This window comes from Tersicoccus solisilvae, assembly GCF_014643255.1.
In the GTDB taxonomy this organism is placed as follows: Bacteria; Actinomycetota; Actinomycetes; order Actinomycetales; family Micrococcaceae; genus Tersicoccus; species Tersicoccus solisilvae.
Map to the genome: position 1 here is coordinate 159791 of NZ_BMJI01000005.1, position 19910 is coordinate 179700.

The following is a 19910-nucleotide window of genomic DNA, read 5'->3' on the forward strand; positions in this document are numbered from 1 at the left end:
AGTTCAGCCCTTCAGTCGGCGGGCGACCTCGGTCGCCCAGTAGGTCAGGATCAGGTCGGCGCCGGCACGCTTGATGCCGAGCACGGATTCGTCGATGGCGGCCTCGCGGTTGATCCAGCCGTTCGCGGCGGCGGCCTCGATCATCGAGTACTCCCCCGAGATCTGGTAGGCCGCGACGGGCACGGTGCTCATCTCCGCCACGTCGCGGAGGATGTCGAGGTAGCTCATGGCGGGCTTGACCATCACCAGGTCGGCGCCCTCGTCCAGGTCCAGCCGGGTCTCGAGGACCGCCTCGCGGCGGTTGGCGGCGTCCATCTGGTAGGTCCGCCGATCGCCCTGCAACGAGGACTGCACGGCCTCCCGGAACGGCCCGTAGAAGGCGCTGGCGTACTTGGCGGAGTAGGCGAGGATCGCCGTGTCGGTGAAGCCGGCCTCGTCCAGGGCGGCCCGGATGACACCGACCTGGCCGTCCATCATCCCGGACGGGGCGACGACGCGGGCGCCGGCCCGCGCCTGGGCGACGCCCATCCGCCCGTAGATCTGCAGGGTCGCGTCGTTGTCGACGCCGCCGTGCTCGTCCAGGACGCCGCAGTGCCCGTGGTCGGTGAACTCGTCCAGGCACAGGTCGCTCATCAGCACGACGTCGTCGCCGAACTCCGCGGTCAGCTCGGCGAGCGCCGCGTTGAGGATGCCGTCGGGGCTGACGGCGCCGCTGCCGACGGCGTCCTGGGTGGTCGGCACGCCGAACAGCATGATCCCGCCCACGCCGGCGTCGGCGGCCTCGTGGACGGCGGCCTTGAGGCTGTCGATGCTGTGGTGCATGACGCCGGGCATCGCGCTGATCGGCTGCGGCTCGGTGAGCCCCTCGCGGACGAACATCGGCAACACCAGGTCCGCGGGATGGACGCGCACCTCGGCGGTGAGGCGGCGCAGAGCGGGGGTGGCGCGCAGGCGGCGGGGACGGTGCTGCGGGAAGCTCATGGATCCCATCTTCTCTCGGGGGTGGACGGCGACGGCGACGGGTGGGCCGATCTCGCGGTGGGCGAACCGGCGGCGTGTCCCCGGACCGCGGCGGCGACGGCGGCGAGGACATCGGCCGGGTCCGGGCTCGCGGCGGTGGCGGCGGCCGGGTGACCGGCGTCGGTCGCGGCGGCGGCGCTGGTCGGGCCGATGGCCACCAGCGGGCACGGGTGTCCGACGGCGAGCCAGCGGCGCACCGTGGACGGGGAGGTGACGACGGCGGCGTCGGGCCGGGCCGCCTGCGCGGCGACGACGGTGAGCCCTGCGACGTCGGCCTCGGGCTCCAGCGCCTGCTCCGGCGCGGCCGGGTGGTCGACCGTGCGGTAGGCGGTCACGGGGTGCACCGTCCAGCCGCGGGCGGCCAGCCCGGTCTCGAGGGTGCCCGCGGCCAGGTCCGAGTGGGGCAGCAGCACCGTGCGGTTCCCGGCACCGGGCCCCGTCTCGGGCCAGGCCGCGACGAGCAGGTCGGCGCCGGAGGCGGGGTGCGGGACCAGGTCGACGGCGACGCCGGCCCGTTCCAGGGCGGCCGCGGTGGCGGCGGCGACGGCGGCGACGCGCACGCGAGTGCGGGAGTCCCGGCTCGGGGAAGGACCGGCCAGCAGTGCCGGCAGTCCGGTGCCGAGCGCGTCCGCGCGACGGGTCAGCGCGGTGACCGTGGTGGCGCTGGTGACCGCGAGCCAGCCGTAGCGGCCGGTGCGCAGCTCTGCCAGCGCGGCGTCGAGCGGGCCGAGGTCCACCGGCCACGCGAAGTCGATGACGGGGACGGCCAGCACCGTGGCGCCGGCGTCGCGCAGGGCGGTGCCGAGGGCGCCGGCGCGGTCGGCGGCGCGGGTGAGGGCGACGGTCCGGCCGACGAGCGGCCGGTCCGGAGCGGGCGACGACGCGGCGGGATTCACGCCCGGTCGGAGTCCATCAGCTCGCTGCCGGTGGCCGCGGCGCTGACCCCTGTCGTCCCGGCGGCCGTCGTCTCGCCCTTCGCGGCGGGTCCGGTGGGCATCAGGTCGGCCGCGCCGGCGTCGAGCAGGGTCTCGGCGAGCCGGATCCCCAGGTCCCGGGCCGCGGTCACGGCCTCGGCGGTCGGCGCACCGGTCTCGTCGGTGACCGGGCCGGACGTCCTCGTGCTGGCCGACCGGCGGAGCAGCCGGGTGCCGTCGGGCGCGCCGACCACGGCGTCCAGGTGCAGGGCGCCGTCCGCGTGTCGGGCGAGCGCGCCGACCGGGGCCGAGCACCCCGCCTCGAGCCGGGAGAGCAGGGCGCGTTCGGCGGTGACGGCGGCACGGGCGGCGCCGTCGTCGAGCGCGGCCATCGCGGCGGCCAGCTCGCCGCCGGGCACCAGGTCCGCGGTGCGCACCTCGACGGCAAGCGCCCCCTGCCCGGGCGCGGGCAGCATGACCGACGGGTCGAGGTAGTCGGTGACCGCGTCGAGCAGTCCGAGCCGGGACAGCCCCGCACCGGCGAGCACGACGGCGTCCAGCTCGCCGCCGGTGACCTTGCCCAGGCGAGTGGGCACGTTGCCGCGCAGGTCGACGACGGTCAGGTCCGGCCGGGCGGCGCGCAGCTGGGCGGCCCTGCGCGGAGAACCGGTGCCGACGCGGGCCCCCGTGGGCAGGGTGTCCAGCGTGAGGCCGTCCCGGGCGCAGAGCACGTCCCGCACCTCGGCGCGGGTCGGCACGGCGGCGATGGTGAGCCCGTCCGCGGGGGCGGAGGGCAGATCCTTGAGGGAGTGCACCGCGACGTCGCAGTCGGACCGCAGCAGCGCGTCCCGCAGCGCGGTGACGAAGACGCCGGTGCCGCCGATCTGGGCCAGCGGGGCGCGGTTGACGTCGCCCTCGGTGCGGACCCGGACCAGGTCGACGTCGAACCCGCCGAGCTCGGACAGCGCGTCCGCGATCATGCCGGACTGGGTGACCGCGAGGTCACTGCCGCGGGTGCCCAGCCGGAGCCGGGCACCCGTGGCGACGAGGGGTTCACCCACGGGAGGGGGCTCCCCCGGCGGCGGCCGCGGGAGCGGCGTCGGCGGGCGGCCCGTCCGGGTTGACGGACAGGTCGCACGCGTCGGAGCCGGCGACGGTCGGCACCGCGCGCCGCTGGTTCGCGCAGCAGCCGGGGCGGCACACGTCGTACCAGGGGCCGAGCTCGGTCTCGGCCGGTCGGGGGCCGCCCTCGAGACGCTCGGCGATCAGGTCGGCCAGGCCGGTGATGAAGGACGCGTGGGTGCCCGGGGTGGGCGTGCGCACCGCGGCCAGCCCCAGCTCGGCGCAGGTCTCGAGCGCCTCGGTGTCCAGGTCCCAGACGACCTCCATGTGGTCACTGACGAAGCCGAGCGGCACCAGCAGGACGCCGGCGACGCCCCGGTCCGGCAGCTCGGCGAGCGCGTCGTTGACGTCGGGCTCGAGCCACGGCACGGACGGCGGGCCGGACCGGGACTGGTAGACCAGCGACCAGTCGACGTCCTGCTCGTCCGCGGACAGAGCGCGGTCCATGATCACGCGGGCGTTGGCGAGGTGCTGGGCCACGTACGCGGAGCCCTGCTCGAACTCGCGGTCCCGCGGCCCCGAGGCGGCGGCGTCGGCGTCGGGGATCGAGTGCGTGCAGAACAGGACGTGGATGCGGCCCTCGCGGCCGGTCTCGGCCAGCTGGGCGCGGACCCGGGCGAGACCGTCGGTGACGCCCTCGACGAAGGGCCCGATGAAGCCCGGGTGGTCGAAGTACTGGCGCACCTTGTCGACGCGCAGCTTGCCGACCAGGTTCCGCTCGAGCAGGGCCTTGCCGTAGTCCTCGCGGTACTGGCGGCAGGACGAGTAGCTGGAGTAGGCGCTGGTGCTGACGGCGAGGACGCGCCGGTGGCCGTCGGCGTAGGCCTGCTCGAGCACGTCACCGATGAACGGCGCCCAGTTCCGGTTGCCCCACAGCAGGGGCGCGTCCACGCCGCGCGCGGCGAGCTCGGCCGACAGCGCGGCGTGCAGGTCCCGGTTCAGGGCGTTGATCGGGCTGACGCCGCCGAAGTGCCGGTAGTGGTGGGAGACCTCCTCGAGCCGCTCGTCGGGGATGCCGCGGCCGCGGGTGACGTTGCGCAGGAACGGGATGACGTCGTCCTGCCCCTCGGGTCCGCCGAAGGAGGCGAGCACGACGGCGTCGTAGGCGGCGGGCGGCTGCACGGGGGCGTGCTCGGCGTCGAGCGCGGGCGTGGTCATCGGAGCACCCCCGCGACGTCGGCGGGGTCGATCCGGCGGCCGGTGTAGAAGGGGACTTCCTCGCGCACGTGCAGCCGGGCGTCGGTGTTGCGCAGGTGCCGCATCAGGTCGACGAGGTCGGTCAGCTCCGGCGCCTCGAGCCCGAGCAGCCACTCCCAGTCGTTCATCGCGAAGCACTGCACGGTGTTGGCGATGACCTGCGGGTACTCCCGGCCGGCCAGCCCGTGGTCGCGGAGCATCGCGCCGCGTTCGGCGGCGTCGAGCAGGTACCAGTCGTAGGAACGCACGAAGGGGTAGACGCACATCCACTCCCCCGCCGGCACGCCGCGGTAGTAGGACGGCGAGTGCTCCTTGGCGAACTCGGCCTCCCGGTGCACGCCCATCGAGGAGAACACCAGCCGGGTCGCGGCGAGGGTCTCGGTGCGGCGCAGAGTCCGCAGGGCCTCCTGCAGGGCGTCGGGCTGCCGGGCGTGCAGCCAGACCATCACGTCGGCGTCGGCGCGCATCCCCGAGACGTCGTAGAAGCCGCGGACGGTCACTCCCTGCTCGGCGAGCATGCCGGTCAGGTCGGCCAGCTCACCCGCGGGGGCGGCCGGCGACGGCGACGACGTGCGGGCGAAGACGGCCCAGAGCGTGTAGGGGTCGCCCGTGGACAGGCCGGGCGCAGGGGTCTGCAGGTCGGGGGCAGTGGTCATGCTCCCCAGTCTGCCCCGATCGATCGGCTGACGCTAACCGGACGGACGTGATCTTCTACAAGTTGTCGAAGAGTTGGCTCGCCTGGGTGCGGCTGTCGGCCACGACCGCCGCGAGGCCGTTTCCGGCCAGCCAGCCGCCGATCACCGCGAAGGTTCCGGGCCCGGCCCCGGGCTCCTGTCCGGCCGCGCGGGCGGCGGTGCGGATGCGGGCGACGCGGCCGGCGTGGCCGGGTCCTGCCGCGGGCAGGGCGCCGGGCCAGCGAACGACGTCGGCACCGAGCAGCTCGCTGTCGGAACCGTCGAGCTCGACGCCGAGCAGCGTCGCGGCGTCGCGCCGCGCCGTCTCCAGCACCCGTGCGTCGTCGGCGTAGCGGGCGGCGTTCTCCCCGGGGCGGCCGTAGGAGAGGCGGAGCACGTGCACGCCCGGGCCGGCGGCGGCCTCGAGCCAGTCCCACTTGGCGGTGGCGTGGGTGAGGGCCTTCGCCGCGATGCCGGGCGCGTCCTCGCCGACGAGGACGCCGGTGCCGCGCGGGTGGTCGTTCAGCTCGCGGTTCCTCACCACGAGGGTGGCCAGGGTGACGGGGGCGCCGACGGGGGCGGGCAGATCGGCCAGGGACGGGAAGAGACGGGCCAGCAGCGGGACCGCGGTGCCGGCACCGGCGGCCAGGACGACGCGGTCGGCGTGGACCTCGTACCCCTCACCCGCCGCCGTCGTGCTGACTCGCCACGCGTCGCCGGCACGCTGCAGGTCGGTGACCGGGGTGCCGAGGCGAATCCGGCCGCCGTGGGACTCGACGCGGGCCACGAGCGCGTCGACGAGCCGGTGCATGCCGCCGCGCAGGGAGCCGACGGACGAGCCGGCCTTCGCGGCGCCGCGCAGCCGGGCGACGCCGGCGGTCAGGGAGCCGGTCTCCTCGAGGGCGGCGAGCAGCCCGGGGGCGACGGTCTGAGCGTCGAGCTGGTCAGGGTCCGCCGCGTGGACGCCGGAGACGACGGGACGGACGAGCCGGTCGAGGACCTGCTCCCCCATCCGGATGCGGACCACGGTGCCCAGGCTCGGCGGGGTCGGCGCGCCCGGGCGGAGTTCGGCGCGCACCGGGTCGGCGGCGTCGCGCCGGGCACGGGCCAGGGCCTCGGGAGCGAGGGCCGCCTGCAGGGACGGGTCGTCCAGGTCGGTCGGGATGCCGAGCAGGCCGGCCCGCGGCAGGGGCCAGGTGCCGTCGCGGTGGGCGATCCAGGCGCCGGCCGGATCCGGGGCGATGATGTCGTCTCCCAGCCCGAGGTCGCGGGCCAGGTCGGCGACGGCGGTGCTGCGGGTGGCGAAGGACTCGGCGCCGGCGTCGAGGGCGAGACCGGCGACCTCGTGTCGGGCCACGCAGCCGCCGGGGACGCCGGCGGCGTCGAGTACGAGCACGTCCAGTCCCGCGGCGGCGGCCCGGTCGGCGGCGATCAGCCCGGCGATGCCGGCCCCGACGACGACGACGTCGGCGCGCTCGCCGCTCGTGTCCGCGTTCCCCTGCGCCGCCGTCACTGGGGTACCTCGTGGACCAGCTCGACGATCCGGGTGAGCACGTCCGGGTCGGTGTGCGGCGGAACGCCGTGGCCGAGGTTGACGACGTGGCCGGGGGCCACGTCGCCGCGACGCAGCACGTCCCGCACGTGCTCTTCCAACACCTCCCAGGGGGCGGCGAGCAGCGCGGGGTCGATGTTGCCCTGCAGGGGCACGTCACCGCCGAGCCGGCGGGAGGCCTCGTCCAGCGGCAGACGGTAGTCGACGCCGACCGCGGTGGCGCCGGCGGCGTGCATGGCCGGCAGCAGCTCGCTGGTGCCGGTGCCGAAGTGGAGGCGCGGCACCGGGAGGTCGGCGACATGGGCGAAGGCACGGGCGGAGGCGGGGGCGGCCTGGGCCTCGTAGTCCGCGGCGGAGAGCGAGCCGGCCCAGGAGTCGAAGAGCTGGCAGGCGGAGGCGCCGGCCTCGAGCTGGGCGCGCAGGAAGGCCCCGGAGAGGTCGGCGGCCCAGGAGGTCAGGGCCCGCCAGGTCTCCGGATCGGCGTGCATGAGCGTGCGGGGGCCGAGGTGGTCGCGGGAGGGGCCGCCCTCGACCATGTAGGCCGCGAGGGTGAACGGGGCGCCGGCGAAGCCGATGAGCGGGGTGGTGCCGAGCTCGGCGACGGTGAGACGGACGGCGTCCCGGATCGCGGTGAAGTCGACGTCGTCGACGGACGGCAGGGCGGCGACGTCGGCGGCGGTGCGCACCGGGGTGTCGAGCACCGGACCCCGGCCGGCGACGATGTCGACGTCGACCCCGGCCAGGCGCAGGGGGACGACGATGTCGGAGAAGAAGATGGCGGCGTCCACGTGATGCCGGCGCACCGGCTGCAGGGTGATCTCGGCGGCCAGGTCGGGCCGCAGGCAGGATTCGAGCATCCCGACACCCTCCCGGGCGGCCCGGTACTCGGGCAGCGACCGTCCCGCCTGACGCATGAACCAGACGGCGCGGGACCCGGTCCGTTCCCCGCGCAGCGCCCGCAGCAGGGGGCTGTCGGCGGTCCGGCCGTCCGTCAGCGGATGCTCGGGGGGCAGGGCGGGAACGGCTTCGGTGCTCATGATGCCGATTCTGCCTGCCGGGCCGGACCGGGAGCGAACCGGGGTGTGCTCTCGTTCAAGCCGCCGGTTATCCACAGGTCTTCCGCGTCAACGGGTTCTGTCGGTGGGGACTGGTGTAGTGGGGTCATGGAAGCACCACGGAAACCTGCGCAGGGCGTGCTGCTGCCCTTCCCGATGGGTGTCGTCCGGAGCCGCAGTCGGGCACAGAACCGTCGGCGACAGAACCGTCGGTCGAGCGCGTCGTCCGCCGACTCGTCGGTGCTGCCGCCGCTCTGCGCGGCCGCGGCCGTCGGGCGTCTGAGGGAGCCCGACGACCTCCGCACCGTCGAGGCAGCCGTCGCCGCACTCGAGGACGTGCGACGGCTCGAGTCGTGGTTGGCCTGGACGAAGCACCGGGTGGCTCGCGCCACCCTGGCGCTGTCCGCGGCGGACCACGAACGCTGGGTCGACGCCCATCCGCTGGCCGACGGAAGCCCCGGGCTCTCCCGCGCCGAGCGCCTCGCCGTCGGGGAGCGGAGCGCGGTGGCGGAGATCGCCGGTGCTCTGCAGGTCGGGGAGAAGGCCGCCTCCGGGTTGGTGAATCGGGCCGACCTGCTCGCGGACCACCTGCGGGCCACGGACTCCGCGCTCCGCGACGGCCTCATCACCGGCACGGCCGCCGGCATCGTCGCCGATGCCGTGCAGGAGTTCGCCGATCTGCGGGCGGCCACCACGGATCCGTCGGAGAGGGACGCGCTCGTCGGCGCGATCGAGACGACCGAGACGGTCCTGCTGAGTCACGCGGCGGCGGGGAGTCGGCCGGAGTCGCTGAAAGCACGGGCCCGGCGGCTGCACGAGCAGTGCCACCCGAGGTCCTTCCGAGAACGGCACGAGGCCGCACTGGCAGAGCGGTACGTGCGGATCGCGCCGGACCGGGACGGCATGGCGCAGGTGACCGCGTTGCTGCCGGCCGCCGTCGCCGTGGGTATCGATGCGCGGCTGACCGCGCTCGCGCGCAGCCTGCAGTCGGCTGAACCACCGTCTGATGACGGCGATCGTGGCTCGCGGACCCCCTCGGTACCTCGAACGCTGGCCCAGCTGCGCGCCGACGTCCTGGCCGATCTGTTGGCCGGGGCCGGACTCGTCGAGTCGAGCCCCGGCGCGACCGGCTCCACCGTCACGCCGGCCCCGCGCCTCCTGCTCACCATCCCGGCCGCCACGCTGCTCGGCGGCGACGAGCCGGGGATCCTCGACTCCTTCGGACCGATCGGCGCCGACGACGCCCGGCGACTCGCCGCCGCGGCCACGAGCTTCCAGCTGGCGGTCACCACGGAAGCGCAGACCCCGCCGGGTCCACCGGCCCGGCCGATCCCCCGCGGGCGGCCCGATCACCTGGACGGTTCGGCGCCGTCCTCTTCGGCGCTGCCCGGCGAAGCGCACCGCTCGACGTCACCGGTCACCGCCGGTTCCCGTGCCACGCCCGGTCGTCCGACACGAGCGGCTTCCGCGGCAGCAGGCGACGCGGCACCGGCCACGCCGACAGACCCTGTCCCCTCCCGGCTGTCAGGCTCACCACCGGGGCCGGAGGCGCGAGTCATTCCGGTCGTCCTCACGGACGGGCAGGTGTACCGGGTCCCGGAGCGGTTGCGTCGGGCTCTGGCGGTGCGGGACGGAACGTGCCGCTTCCCGGGCTGCCGTCGATCGGCCATGGCCTCCGACGTTGATCACATCCTCGCGTGGGCGGACGGCGGCCTGAGCGATCCGGAGAACCTGGCGCACCTGTGCCGCAAGCACCACGTTCTCAAGCACCACTCCGCCTGGTCCGTCGCCGCCGAGGCCGCGCCGGCGACGGACGAGGGCGATCCCGCCTCGGCTTCGACGGCTGGACGCACGGCCGCCACGGCGGCCACGGCGGCCACGGCGGTGGCAACCGACCGCCTGGTCTGGACGTCCCCGGCCGGTCGCCGTCTGGTCACCGCACCGGAACCGCCCCCGTTCTGAGGCGCCCAGGGACTTGGGTCGGCATCGCCGAGAGCCCGCCCGCGCCCGGCCCCACAGCCGCCCCAACCGCGCCGCGGACGGCACCGCCTCCCTGACTGCTCCGGCACCGCCCCACTCCGCCACCCAGCACCGCCGAACGCCCCCTTCCCCCCGGACATACCCACCGGTGTCTCGTCCATCACCTCGTCCCGGCCCGGCCGGGACGAGCCGCTACCATGGAGGGGTTGTGCCTCTTCTCTCATTGGTCGCGTCGCACGCGGATCAGGATCTCGAGACCATCGCCCGACTGAGCGATGGTCATGCGTCGCTGCCCGCACGCCTCATCGACGACACCGACATCCACGGCGTCGTCTCCCTCGCCACCTGCAACCGGTTCGAGCTCTACCTCGACGTCGACCAGGATGCCGACCTGGACGCGGTCCGCAACGCCGTCATCGCCACCGTCGCCGCGGACGCCCCGGTGGGCGCGGACACGGCGCGTGCCGCCTTCCGGATGCTGACCGGTCGCACCGTCGCCGAGCACCTGTTCGCGGTCGTCGCCGGCCTCGATTCCGCCGTCATCGGCGAGCGGGAGATCGCCGGTCAGGCTCGCCGGGCCCTCGGCTCCGCGCAGACCCATCGTCACGCCACCGGTCCCCTGATCCGCCTCTTCGAGACCGCCGCCCGCACCGGCAAGGATGTCGGGGCCTCCACGACGCTCGGCGCCCGGGGCCGCTCCATCGTCTCCGTGGCCCTGGACCTGGCCGCCGACATCGCCGCCGCCCCCCTCGCCGGGGGCACCGCCCTGGTCATCGGCACGGGCGCCTACGCCGGCGCCACCCTGGCCTCGCTGCGCGAGCGCGGCTGCACGGACATCCGGGTCTACTCCGGCTCGGGCCGCGCCGCCGCCTTCGTCGCCAAGCGCGGCGGCACCGCCGTCGACCCGAAGCACCTGCGGGACGCCATCGCCGACGCCGATGTCATCGTCGGCTGCAGCGGGTCCCGCCGCCAGGTCACCGCCGAGCAGCTCGGGGCGGCCCTCCCGGACGGCCACCAGGTGACCGTCGTCGACCTCGCCCTTTCCCGCGACTTCGAACCCGAGGTCGCCGACCTGCCGGGCGTCGAGCTCATCACCCTCGAGTCGGTGCGCATGGCCGCACCCAGCGAGGCCACGCTGCCCGTGCTGCAGGCGATGGACATCGTCTCCCGCGCCGCCGAGGACTTCCACGCCAAGCAGGCCGCGCGCGACGTCGACGGGGCGATCGTCGCCCTGCGGCAGCACACCATGGCCGTCCTCGAGACCGAGCTCGAGCGCGTGCGTGCCCAGCACGGCTGTACCGCCGCGGCCGAGGAGGTCGAGTTCGCGATGCGCCGGATGGTCAAGTCCCTGCTGCACGTGCCGACGGTGCGCGCCAAGGAGATGGCCGCCCGCGGCGAGCAGGACACCTACATCGAGGGCCTGCGGGCCGTCTACGGCATCGAGCCGGTCACGACCGCCCGCACCGCCCAGCGGGCGGACACGGGTACGCAGGAGGTGCCGGCGGTACGGCCGATCGAGCTGCCGGCCGTGCTCCCGCAGCAGGCCACCGGCACCGACGGGGCCCTGCCGGCGCGGCGGGACCGCCACCCGGTTCCCGACGCTGCCGCATTCGACGACGGAGCCAGCTGCCCGTTCCGGCCCTGAACTGGCTATCCGGAACCCGCGCGATCCCCGGACGTGTCCCCGAACCCTACCCGGCGGTAAGCTGACCGGACCCGCGCGTCGTCGGACCTCGACACCCGGGCGATCGGTCGTCGGGCCGGGTGAGGAGCGTGGACACCATGGCATCGTCGGACACCCCCGCATCCTCCGGGCGCAGTGCCCGGCTGCCGCGTGAGGAGCGCCGGCGGCAGTTGCTGACCGCCGCCCACCACGTCTTCGTCACCCATGGGTACCACGCCGCCGCGATGGACGAGATCGCCGTCACCGCGCACGTCAGCAAGCCGGTGCTCTACCAGCACTTCCCCGGCAAGCACGAGCTCTACCTCGCCCTGCTCGACGAACACCTCGCCCGCCTCACCGGCCAGCTCAAGAAGGCGCTCACGACGGCGGAGACCAACGGGGAGCGCGTGCGCAACAGCATCGCCGCCTACTACGACTTCGTCGCCCGCGACGACCAGGCGCACCGGCTGGTGTTCGAGTCCGATCTGCTCAACGATCCCGCCGTCGCCGCGCGCCTGGAGGAGTTCCATCGCGCCTATGCCGAGGCCGTCGGCCGCGTGATCGTCGAGGACACCGACCTGCCGCTCTCCCAGGCCGTCATGCTCGGCCGCACCCTCACCGGACTGGCGCAGGTCAGCGCCCGCTACTGGATCCAGACCGGCGGCATCGACCAGGCCACCGCGGTCGATCTCATCTCCCACCTCGCCTGGCGTGGCATCGGCGGGTTTCAGCGCAGAGCGGACGACCCGGCCGGTGACGGAGCGCACCCCTAGACTGATCCCGATGTGCCCGTCCGAGCCCGTCGCGCACCCGTTCGCGGCCGGACGCAGGGGCACCACCACTGGCGAACGTGAGGAGAACCCGGCGTGGAGATCAAGATCGGCATTCAGAATGTGGGCCGGGAGATCGTCTTCGAGTCCGACCAGACCGCGGAGGCGGTGGCGGCGGCCGTCTCGGAGAGCCTGGCGAAGAACACGGTCCTGACCCTCACGGACACCAAGGGCCGGCAGATCATCGTCCCGAGCGGGGTGCTCGCGTACGTCGAGGTCGGCACCGAGGAGCAGCGCCGGGTCGGCTTCGGCGCTCTCCTGTGACCCGCCCCGCCGCCGTCGTCGCGGCCCTGACGTAGGCGCCGGCCGTGGCGCACACGATCCCCTGGATCCGCCCCGAGGACGCCCAGCAGGAGCTGGCCGAGTCCCTCGCGGCGCTGCGTGACGGCATCGGCGTGCCCGCCGACTTCCCACCCGAGGTACTCGCGGAGGCCGCCACGGTCATCCGCGAGTACCGGCTGCCCGACCTCGACGCGACCGCCATCCCCTTCGTCACGATCGACCCGCCCGGCAGTCTCGACCTGGACCAGGCGCTGCACATCGAGCGCGCCGGCACGGGTTACCTCGTCCGTTACGCGATCGCCGACCTGCCGGCCTTCGTGCCCCTGGGCGGCGCCCTCGACGAGGCCACCCGCCGCCGCGGCCAGACCTTCTACGCCCCCGACGGCCGCATCCCGCTGCACCCCGCGGCCATCAGCGAGGACGCGGCCTCCCTGCTGCCCGGCGCCACCCGCGGCGCCTACCTCTTCACCCACCGGCTCGACGCCGAGGGCGCGGTCACCCGCACCGACCTGAGCCGCGCCACCGTCCGCAGCCGCGCCCGCCTCGACTACGAGACCGTCCAGCGGAGCCTGGACGACGGCACCGCCGACGACGTGCTCGCGTTGCTTCGGGAGGTCGGGGCGCTGCGGGTCGAGCAGGAGCGGCTGCGCGGCGGCGCCAGCCTCAACCTGCCCGAGCAGCAGATCGTCCGGTCGGACGGCGGCTACGCCCTGCAGAACCGGCCGGTGCGCCCGATCGAGGACGCCAACGCCCAGATCTCCCTGCTCACCGGCATGAGCGCCGCCCGGATCATGCTCGACGGCGGACTCGGCGTGCTGCGGACGATGCCCGCACCGGACCCGGGATCGATCGAGCGCTACCGCGAGCAGGCCCGGGCCCTCGGCCACCCGTGGCCGGCCCAGACCAGCTACGGGGAGTTCCTGCGCAGCCTCCGCCCGGATCGGGCCGCCGACCTCGCCCTGCTGCACGCGGCCACGTCGCTGTTCCGCGGCGCGGGGTACACCGCCTTCGACGGCACCCCGCCCGCGGACCCCGAGCAGTCCGCCGTGGCCGCGCCGTACGCCCACACCACCGCCCCGCTGCGCCGGCTGGTCGACCGGTTCGTCCTGCCCACCTGCCTCGCCCTCGTCGAGGGCCGGACCGTCCCCGACGAGATCCGCCGCGCCCTGCCGGAGCTGCCGGAGCTGATGCGTGACTCCGACCGCCGCGCCGGTGAACTCGACCGGTCCGCGCTCGACGCCGTGGAGGCCGCCGTGCTCGCCGCCCACGTCGGCCAGGAGTTCGACGCGGTCGTCCTCGTCGGCACCGAGGACGGCACCGGCAACGGGTCCGCGAACGGCAACGCAGGCGGCAATGGCACCGGCAACGGGAAGCCCCCCTCCGGCACCATCCAGGTGCTGGACCCGGTGGTCAGCGCCCGCTGCAGCGGCGTCATGACCACCGGCTCGACCGTCCGCACCCGCCTCACCTCCGCCGACATCCGGCGCCGCACCGTGGCCTTCGAACTCGCCTGACCCGAGCCGTCCCCGCCCCGACACCTCCCCCGTGACGTGCGTCGCACCCCGGAACGGGCCCGAGGCGGTAGAATGGCCGGGTATTCACGGATGCCCGGTCGTCAGCACTCATACCGACCGGTGCCGCTGCCGCCGTCGACCCGGTGACCGAAGGTCATCGTCCGGCGCTGCGCGGTACCGCAGACAGACCGCCCGGAACCACGGCCCGCACGGCGGCACCCGCCGCCGACGGCCGTGAGGGCAGCCGGCGAACCTGGTTCGCCGGCGACTCCCCCGCGATCGGCTTCCACCACGAGTGCGGACGCATGCCGCTGGGCCGATTCGGCCCGGGTCCGGCGCGCCGTCCGCGGACAGATCAAGGAACGCCACCGAAGTGACCGAGACCCACGCGCATGACGTCGTCCTGACGGACGACACCGGAACCGAGTCCCTCGCCCCCGAGGAGACCGTCGTCAGCACCGAGGAGGCGCGCGCCGCGCGCCCCGAGACCTTCGCGGACTTCGACGTCCGCCCCGACATCGTCGAGTCCCTCGCCGATCACGGGATCATCCACCCCTTCCCCATCCAGGCGATGACCCTGCCCGTGGCCCTCGGCGGCCACGACATCATCGGCCAGGCCAAGACCGGCACCGGCAAGACCCTCGGCTTCGGCATCCCCGTGCTGCAGCGGGTCGTCGGCCCCGAGGATCCCGGCTACGCCGACCTGCCCGCCCCGGGCGCCCCGCAGGCCCTCGTCGTCGTCCCGACCCGCGAGCTGGCCGTCCAGGTGGCCGGGGACCTGACCACCGCGGCGAAGAAGCGCGACGCCCGCGTCACCGTGATCTACGGCGGCCGTGCCTACGAGCCGCAGATCGACGCGCTGCAGAAGGGCGTCGAGGTCGTCGTCGGCACGCCGGGTCGGCTGATCGACCTGCTGCGCCAGCGGCACCTCGTGCTCAAGAACGTCAAGATCGCCGTCCTCGACGAGGCCGACGAGATGCTGGACCTCGGCTTCCTGCCCGACGTCGAACGCCTGATGGCGGAGCTGCCGGAGGTGCGGCAGACCCTGCTGTTCTCCGCGACGATGCCCGGCCCGGTCGTCGCCATGGCCCGTCGCTACATGAGCCGCCCGACGCACATCCGCGCCGCGGACCCGGACGAGGGCGTCACCAAGGCCGACATCCGCCAGGTCATCTACCGGGCGCACTCCCTGGACAAGGACGAGGTCGTCGCCCGCATCCTGCAGGCCGAGGGCCGTGGCCGGACCATCATCTTCACCAAGACCAAGCGCTCCGCCGCGAAGCTGGCCGACGAGCTGGAGCACCGCGGCTTCGCGGCCGGCGCGATTCACGGCGACCTCGGCCAGGGCGCCCGCGAGCAGGCGCTGCGCGCGTTCCGCAACGACAAGGTCGACGTGCTGGTCGCCACCGACGTCGCCGCCCGCGGCATCGACGTCACCGACGTCACCCACGTGATCAACTTCCAGTGCCCCGAGGACGAGAAGACGTACCTGCACCGCGTGGGCCGGACCGGCCGCGCCGGCAACAAGGGCACCGCGGTCACCTTCGTCGACTGGGAGGACATGCCGCGCTGGGGTCTGATCAACCGAGCGCTCGGCCTGGACGTGCCCGAGCCGGTCGAGACCTACTCCTCCTCCGAGCACCTGTACGCGGACCTGAACATCCCGGCGGGCACGAAGGGCCGCCTGCCGCGCAGCAAGCGCACTCACGCGGGCCTGGACGCCGAGGAGGTCGAGGACCTGGGCGAGACCGGCAAGCGGAACGGCTCCTCCGATCGCGCGGACCGCTCCGGTGGCCGCGGCCGCTCCGGCGGTGCCTCCGGGCGTGACGGCGGTCGCGGACGCTCCGGCGGTCGCAGCCGCTCCGGCGGCGCCTCCGGGCGTGACGGCGAGCGCGGCTCGCGGTCGCCCGAACGGGCCGAGCGCACGGCCGAGCGCACCGCCGAGGGCGGCGAGCAGCCGTCCGGCGAGCGGACCCGGTCCCCGCGGCGGCGCAGCCGCACGCGTCGCCGCAACGGTGAGGTCGTGCCGGGCGCGCCGACGCCCTCCGCCGACTGAGGTGACCGCTTGGCCCCCGGCCGGGGACCTGGTGGTGCACGCGGACAACGCCGCGTATCTGCCGACCCTGCCGGGCGGTTCGTTCCGGATGATCTACATCGACCCGCCGTTCAACACGGGCCGGTCGCGTGCCCGCCAGACCGTGACGGTCACCCGCTCCCTCGACGGGTCGGGTGACCGTCGTGGTTTCCGGGGCGGCTCCTACGCCACGCTCAAGGGCGATCTGACCAGCTACGCCGACGCGTTCGCGGACTACTGGGAGTTCCTGGAGCCGCGGCTGTTGCAGGCCTGGCGGCTGCTGACGGACGACGGCACCTTCTACCTCCACCTGGACTACCGCGAGGTGCACTACGCCAAGGTGCTGCTCGACGCCCTCTTCGGCCGGGAGTGCTTCCTCAACGAGATCATCTGGGCGTACGACTTCGGGGGTCGCAGCACCCGGCGGTGGCCGGCCAAGCACGACACGATCCTCGTGTACGTCAAGGACCCGGCGCGCTACTGGTTCGACTCCGCCGAGGTGGACCGGGAGCCCTACATGGCCCCGGGCCTGGTGACACCGGAGAAGGTGGCGCGCGGGAAGCTGCCCACCGACGTGTGGTGGCACACCATCGTCTCCCCCACCGGCAAGGAGAAGACCGGTTATCCGACGCAGAAGCCGATCGGGCTGCTGCGTCGGATGGTCGCGGCGTCCTCGGCCCCCGGGGACTGGGTGCTGGACTTCTTCGCCGGCTCCGGCACCCTCGGGGCGGCCGCCCGGACCCTGGACCGCCGCTTCGTGTGCGTCGACGACAACCCGCAGGCGATCGAGACGATGCGCCGCCGGTTCGCCGACACCGCCACCTACCTCACCGCCCCCTGACGCCAGCTCGTCACTAGGTGTTCACGGAAGCGCTTCCGAGGGCCTCCGGTGAGCATCTATTGGCGACCTGGCGGGAGGGGCGGTGATGTCAGGGGCGCCGGATGGAGACGCCCGACGCCGCCTGCTCCTCGATCGCGGCCAGCACGGCGGGGTCGGTCGTGTGCTCGCCCAGCCGGTTCGGCTTCCCGTCCCCGTGGTAGTCGCTGGAGCCGGTGACGAGCAGGCCGTGCCGGTCCGCGTACTCCCGCAGCCACCGCCGGCTCGACGGCGGGTTGTCCCGGTGGTCGACCTCCAGCCCCGCCAGCCCGGCGTCGACCATGGCGTCGAACACGTCCTCGGCCACCACCCTGCCCCGTTCACTGGCCAGCGGGTGCGCGAACACCGGCACCCCACCGGCCCGGCGGACCAGCTCCACCACGTGGGCGGGATCCGGCGCGTGGTGCCCGACGTAGTACCCGGCGCGCGGGTGCAGCATCCGGTCGAAGGCCTCGGAGCGGGTCTGCACGATGCCGGCGTCGACCAGGGCGTCGGCGATGTGGGGCCGGCCCACGGTCGAGCCCGGCGCGACGAACCGCTGCACCGTCGGCCAGTCGATCGGGTAGTCCTCGGCCAACAGGTCGACCATCCGCTCGGCCCGGGTGAGCCGGGAGGCGCGACTCGCCTCGACGGTGGCCAGCAGGTCCGGGTCGGTGGGGTCGTGCAGATAGCTGAGCAGGTGCACGCTGATCCGGCCGGGCGCCTGGCAGGTGATCTCCATGCCCGGCACGAAGGCCACCCCGCGGGCGACGGCGGCGTCCCCGGCGGCCCGCCAACCCGCCGTCGTGTCGTGGTCGGTGAGGGCGAACGCCGTCAACCCGGCGTCGGCGGCCTGCGCCGCGACCATCGCGGGCGACCCCGTCCCGTCCGAGTGCGACGAGTGGGTGTGCAGGTCGATGGTCATCGACCCATCCTGCCACCGACCGGGTCCGCCTCCCCGGGAGCCAGCGCCGGCCCGCATCGCGGTGAGAGAATGGACCGGTGATGGAATCCCAGCAGCAGCCCGACCCGTCCGTGTCCGCCGACGCCCCCACCGCCGAGACCCAACCCCTCGAGGACCGGGTGAACAACCGGTCCCAGCGGCCCGAGTCGGCCGCGTTCAAGGAGTTCATGGCCGGCCAGTGGGCCCCCGCCGACACCACCGTCCCGGAGCGTGAGGCCGTCGCCCCGTTCGCGGCGCAGCGTCGTCGGCGCATCTCCGACCGGTTCCCCGGCGAGCGGGTGGTCCTGCCGGCCGGCCCGCTGAAGGTCCGCTCGAACGACACCGACTACCGGTACCGCCCCCACTCCGCGTTCGCCCACCTGACCGGCCTGGGCGTCGACCACGAGCCCGACGCCGTGCTGGTGCTGGAGCCGGTCGAGACGGGTGCCGGTGACGACGGCGGCAACCACGAGGCCACCCTGTACTTCCGTCCGCTGGCCGGGCGCGACTCCGAGGACTTCTACGCCAACGCCCGCTACGGCGAGTTCTGGATCGGTCCTCGCCCCACGCTGGCCGACCTGAACGCGCGGCTGGACCTGCGCACCGCGGACCTGTCCGAGCTCGAGGTCGCGATCACCAAGGGCGTCGGCGTCACCGCGATCGGCGGCACCGGCGTGCGGCTGGTCCGCGAGGTCGACCTCGACGTCGACGCCCTCGTGGACACCGCGCGCATCAACACCGGCGTGGACCTGCCCGACGCGGACGAACTCGACGGCGCCCTCACCGAGGCGCTCTCGGAGCTGCGCCTGGTCAAGGACGAGCACGAGGTCGCGCGGCTGCGCGACGCCGTCGCCGCCACGGTGCGCGGCTTCGAGGACGTCGTCGCCGCCCTGCCCCGGGCCGTCGCCCACCGCCGCGGCGAGCGGGTCGTCGAGGGCGCCTTCTTCGCCCGCGCCCGCCAGGACGGCAACGACCTGGGCTACGAGACCATCGCCGCCGGCGGCAACAACGCGACCATCCTGCACTGGATCCGGAACAACGGCACCGTCCGCGACGGCGACCTGCTGCTGCTGGACGCGGGCGTCGAGGACGAGTCGCTCTACACCGCCGACGTCACCCGGACCCTGCCGGCCAACGGCACCTACACCGCGGTGCAGCGGCGCGTGTACGAGGCGGTGCGCGAGGCCGCGGACGCCGCGTTCGCCGTCGCCCGCCCCGGCACCCGGTTCCGGGACGTGCACGCCGCCGCCATGGAGGTGCTCGCCGCGAAGCTCGACGCGTGGGGCCTGCTGCCCGTCGGCGTCGAGGTGGCGCTCAGCGCCGAGGGCCAGCACCACCGCCGCTGGATGCCGCACGGCACCAGCCACCACCTCGGCCTGGACGTGCACGACTGCGCGCAGGCCAAGCGGGAGCTCTACCTGGACGGGATCATCACCGAGGGCATGGTGTTCACCATCGAGCCCGGCCTCTACTTCAAGGCCGAGGACCTGGCCGTGCCCGAGGAGTACCGCGGCATCGGTGTCCGGATCGAGGACGACGTGCTGATCACGGCCGACGGCAACGAGAACCTCTCCGCCGCGCTGCCGCGCACCGCGGACGACGTCGAGGCCTGGATGAAGGACATCCTCGACCGGGCCTGAGCGCCCACCCCGGAAACGACCGTGCCCCGGTCCGTCGACGACGGCCGGGGCACGGTGCTGTGCTGCTGGGGAGAGCTCAGCGGTCGCGGCTCGCGGGATCGCGGTTCACCGGCGGTTCCTCGACGTCGCCCTCGGCGACCGCTCCGGACTGCGGGTCGACGGGCCGGACGGACGTCTCGGCGGGGCGCGCCTCGTCAGCCGCGGCACCCGGACGGACCGACGGCTTCTCGGCGAGCCGGCCGTCGTCATCGGTGCGGTCGTCGGCGGGGGTGTCGGCGTGGTTCGTCACTCGGTCCTCCATACGGTTGTCCTGATCACGACGCCCACCGACGGCGGACGCGCCCGCGGCCGAGGCGCCGGTGCTGCGCGCCGGGCCCTGACCCTGGTTCTGGTATGCCGCCGGGTCCGGGCCCGGGTCGACGCGGACGCCGAACTGCGGCCGGCCGTCCGGCAGGTCCGGGAACTGGCCGCGCGGGGTCAACCGGTCATCGCCCGGCTGCGCCGAGCAGGGCCAAGTAGAGCGGCAGCAGGCCCCACAGCCCGTAGGCGGCCAAGCCGTTCAGCAGGCCGACGCCGGTGGTGCCCAGCCGCCCG

At 74.5% G+C, this 19910-nt stretch carries 17 protein-coding genes; 8 read left to right on the forward strand and 9 right to left on the reverse strand.

Features of this window, described 5'->3' with window-relative positions; translation table 11 throughout:
* Positions 1-3: 3 nt before the first annotated feature.
* Genes hemB through hemE form a run of 7 tightly spaced genes read right to left on the reverse strand, consistent with a single transcriptional unit; the run spans position 4 to position 7516 of the window.
* Complete coding sequence (hemB, locus tag IEX22_RS06805) at positions 4-981, reverse strand: porphobilinogen synthase (protein ID WP_188667572.1); 978 nt, start codon at positions 979-981, stop codon at positions 4-6.
* Entirely contained in the window at positions 978-1916 is a 939-nt protein-coding gene (locus IEX22_RS06810) for a uroporphyrinogen-III synthase (protein ID WP_188667573.1), read from the reverse strand. The genes hemB and IEX22_RS06810 overlap by 4 nt, the downstream gene beginning before the upstream one ends.
* A complete protein-coding gene (gene hemC / locus IEX22_RS06815; protein ID WP_188667574.1) occupies positions 1913-2995 on the reverse strand; it encodes a hydroxymethylbilane synthase in 1083 nt (360 codons plus the stop codon). Before hemC ends, IEX22_RS06810 begins: the two co-directional genes overlap by 4 nt.
* A complete protein-coding gene (locus IEX22_RS06820; protein ID WP_188667575.1) occupies positions 2988-4214 on the reverse strand; it encodes a ferrochelatase in 1227 nt (408 codons plus the stop codon). Before IEX22_RS06820 ends, hemC begins: the two co-directional genes overlap by 8 nt.
* Positions 4211-4909 carry a hydrogen peroxide-dependent heme synthase gene (hemQ, locus tag IEX22_RS06825; RefSeq protein ID WP_188667576.1) on the reverse strand — a complete coding sequence of 233 codons (699 nt, stop codon included), beginning with the start codon at positions 4907-4909 and terminating at the stop codon, positions 4211-4213. The genes IEX22_RS06820 and hemQ overlap by 4 nt, the downstream gene beginning before the upstream one ends.
* Positions 4910-4964: 55 nt before the next feature.
* On the reverse strand, positions 4965-6440 hold the full coding sequence (gene hemG, locus IEX22_RS06830) for a protoporphyrinogen oxidase (RefSeq protein WP_188667577.1): 1476 nt from the start codon (positions 6438-6440) through the stop codon (positions 4965-4967).
* On the reverse strand, positions 6437-7516 hold the full coding sequence (hemE, locus tag IEX22_RS06835; protein WP_188667578.1) for a uroporphyrinogen decarboxylase: 1080 nt from the start codon (positions 7514-7516) through the stop codon (positions 6437-6439). Before hemE ends, hemG begins: the two co-directional genes overlap by 4 nt.
* 126 nt (positions 7517-7642) lie before the next feature.
* On the opposite strand from hemE, the gene IEX22_RS06840 reads away from it, so the two are divergent.
* From IEX22_RS06840 to IEX22_RS06870, 7 genes are all read left to right on the forward strand, one after another.
* Positions 7643-9496 (forward strand): HNH endonuclease signature motif containing protein, encoded by a 1854-nt coding sequence (locus IEX22_RS06840; RefSeq protein ID WP_188667579.1) that lies wholly within the window; start codon positions 7643-7645, stop codon positions 9494-9496.
* Between the two features lie 226 nt (positions 9497-9722).
* Positions 9723-11159, forward strand: coding sequence for a glutamyl-tRNA reductase (locus IEX22_RS06845; RefSeq protein ID WP_188667580.1), 1437 nt, complete (start codon positions 9723-9725; stop codon positions 11157-11159).
* A 137-nt stretch (positions 11160-11296) separates the two neighbouring features.
* Positions 11297-11950: a TetR/AcrR family transcriptional regulator gene (locus IEX22_RS06850; RefSeq protein ID WP_188667581.1), complete on the forward strand. Its 654-nt coding sequence runs from the start codon at positions 11297-11299 to the stop codon at positions 11948-11950.
* A 93-nt stretch (positions 11951-12043) separates the two neighbouring features.
* Positions 12044-12271, forward strand: coding sequence for a DUF3107 domain-containing protein (locus IEX22_RS06855; RefSeq protein WP_188667582.1), 228 nt, complete (start codon positions 12044-12046; stop codon positions 12269-12271).
* A gap of 44 nt (positions 12272-12315) precedes the next feature.
* Positions 12316-13803 (forward strand): RNB domain-containing ribonuclease, encoded by a 1488-nt coding sequence (locus IEX22_RS06860; protein WP_188667583.1) that lies wholly within the window; start codon positions 12316-12318, stop codon positions 13801-13803.
* A 373-nt stretch (positions 13804-14176) separates the two neighbouring features.
* Positions 14177-15859, forward strand: coding sequence for a DEAD/DEAH box helicase (locus tag IEX22_RS06865; RefSeq protein ID WP_188667584.1), 1683 nt, complete (start codon positions 14177-14179; stop codon positions 15857-15859).
* A gap of 1 nt (position 15860) precedes the next feature.
* On the forward strand, positions 15861-16718 hold the full coding sequence (locus tag IEX22_RS06870) for a DNA-methyltransferase (RefSeq protein WP_188667585.1): 858 nt from the start codon (positions 15861-15863) through the stop codon (positions 16716-16718).
* 88 nt (positions 16719-16806) lie between these two features.
* On the opposite strand, the gene IEX22_RS06875 is transcribed toward IEX22_RS06870, so the two are convergent.
* Positions 16807-17658: a PHP domain-containing protein gene (locus tag IEX22_RS06875; RefSeq protein ID WP_188667586.1), complete on the reverse strand. Its 852-nt coding sequence runs from the start codon at positions 17656-17658 to the stop codon at positions 16807-16809.
* 80 nt (positions 17659-17738) lie between these two features.
* Here IEX22_RS06875 and IEX22_RS06880 point away from each other — a divergent pair, with 80 nt between their 5' ends.
* Positions 17739-19316, forward strand: a complete 1578-nt coding sequence (locus IEX22_RS06880; protein ID WP_188667602.1) for an aminopeptidase P family protein — start codon at positions 17739-17741, stop codon at positions 19314-19316.
* Between the two features lie 76 nt (positions 19317-19392).
* On the opposite strand, the gene IEX22_RS06885 is transcribed toward IEX22_RS06880, so the two are convergent.
* The gene (locus IEX22_RS06885) at positions 19393-19797 is read right to left on the reverse strand and encodes a hypothetical protein (RefSeq protein WP_188667587.1); all 405 of its coding nucleotides are present in this window, start codon (positions 19795-19797) and stop codon (positions 19393-19395) included.
* Between the last annotated feature and the right edge of the window lie 113 nt (positions 19798-19910).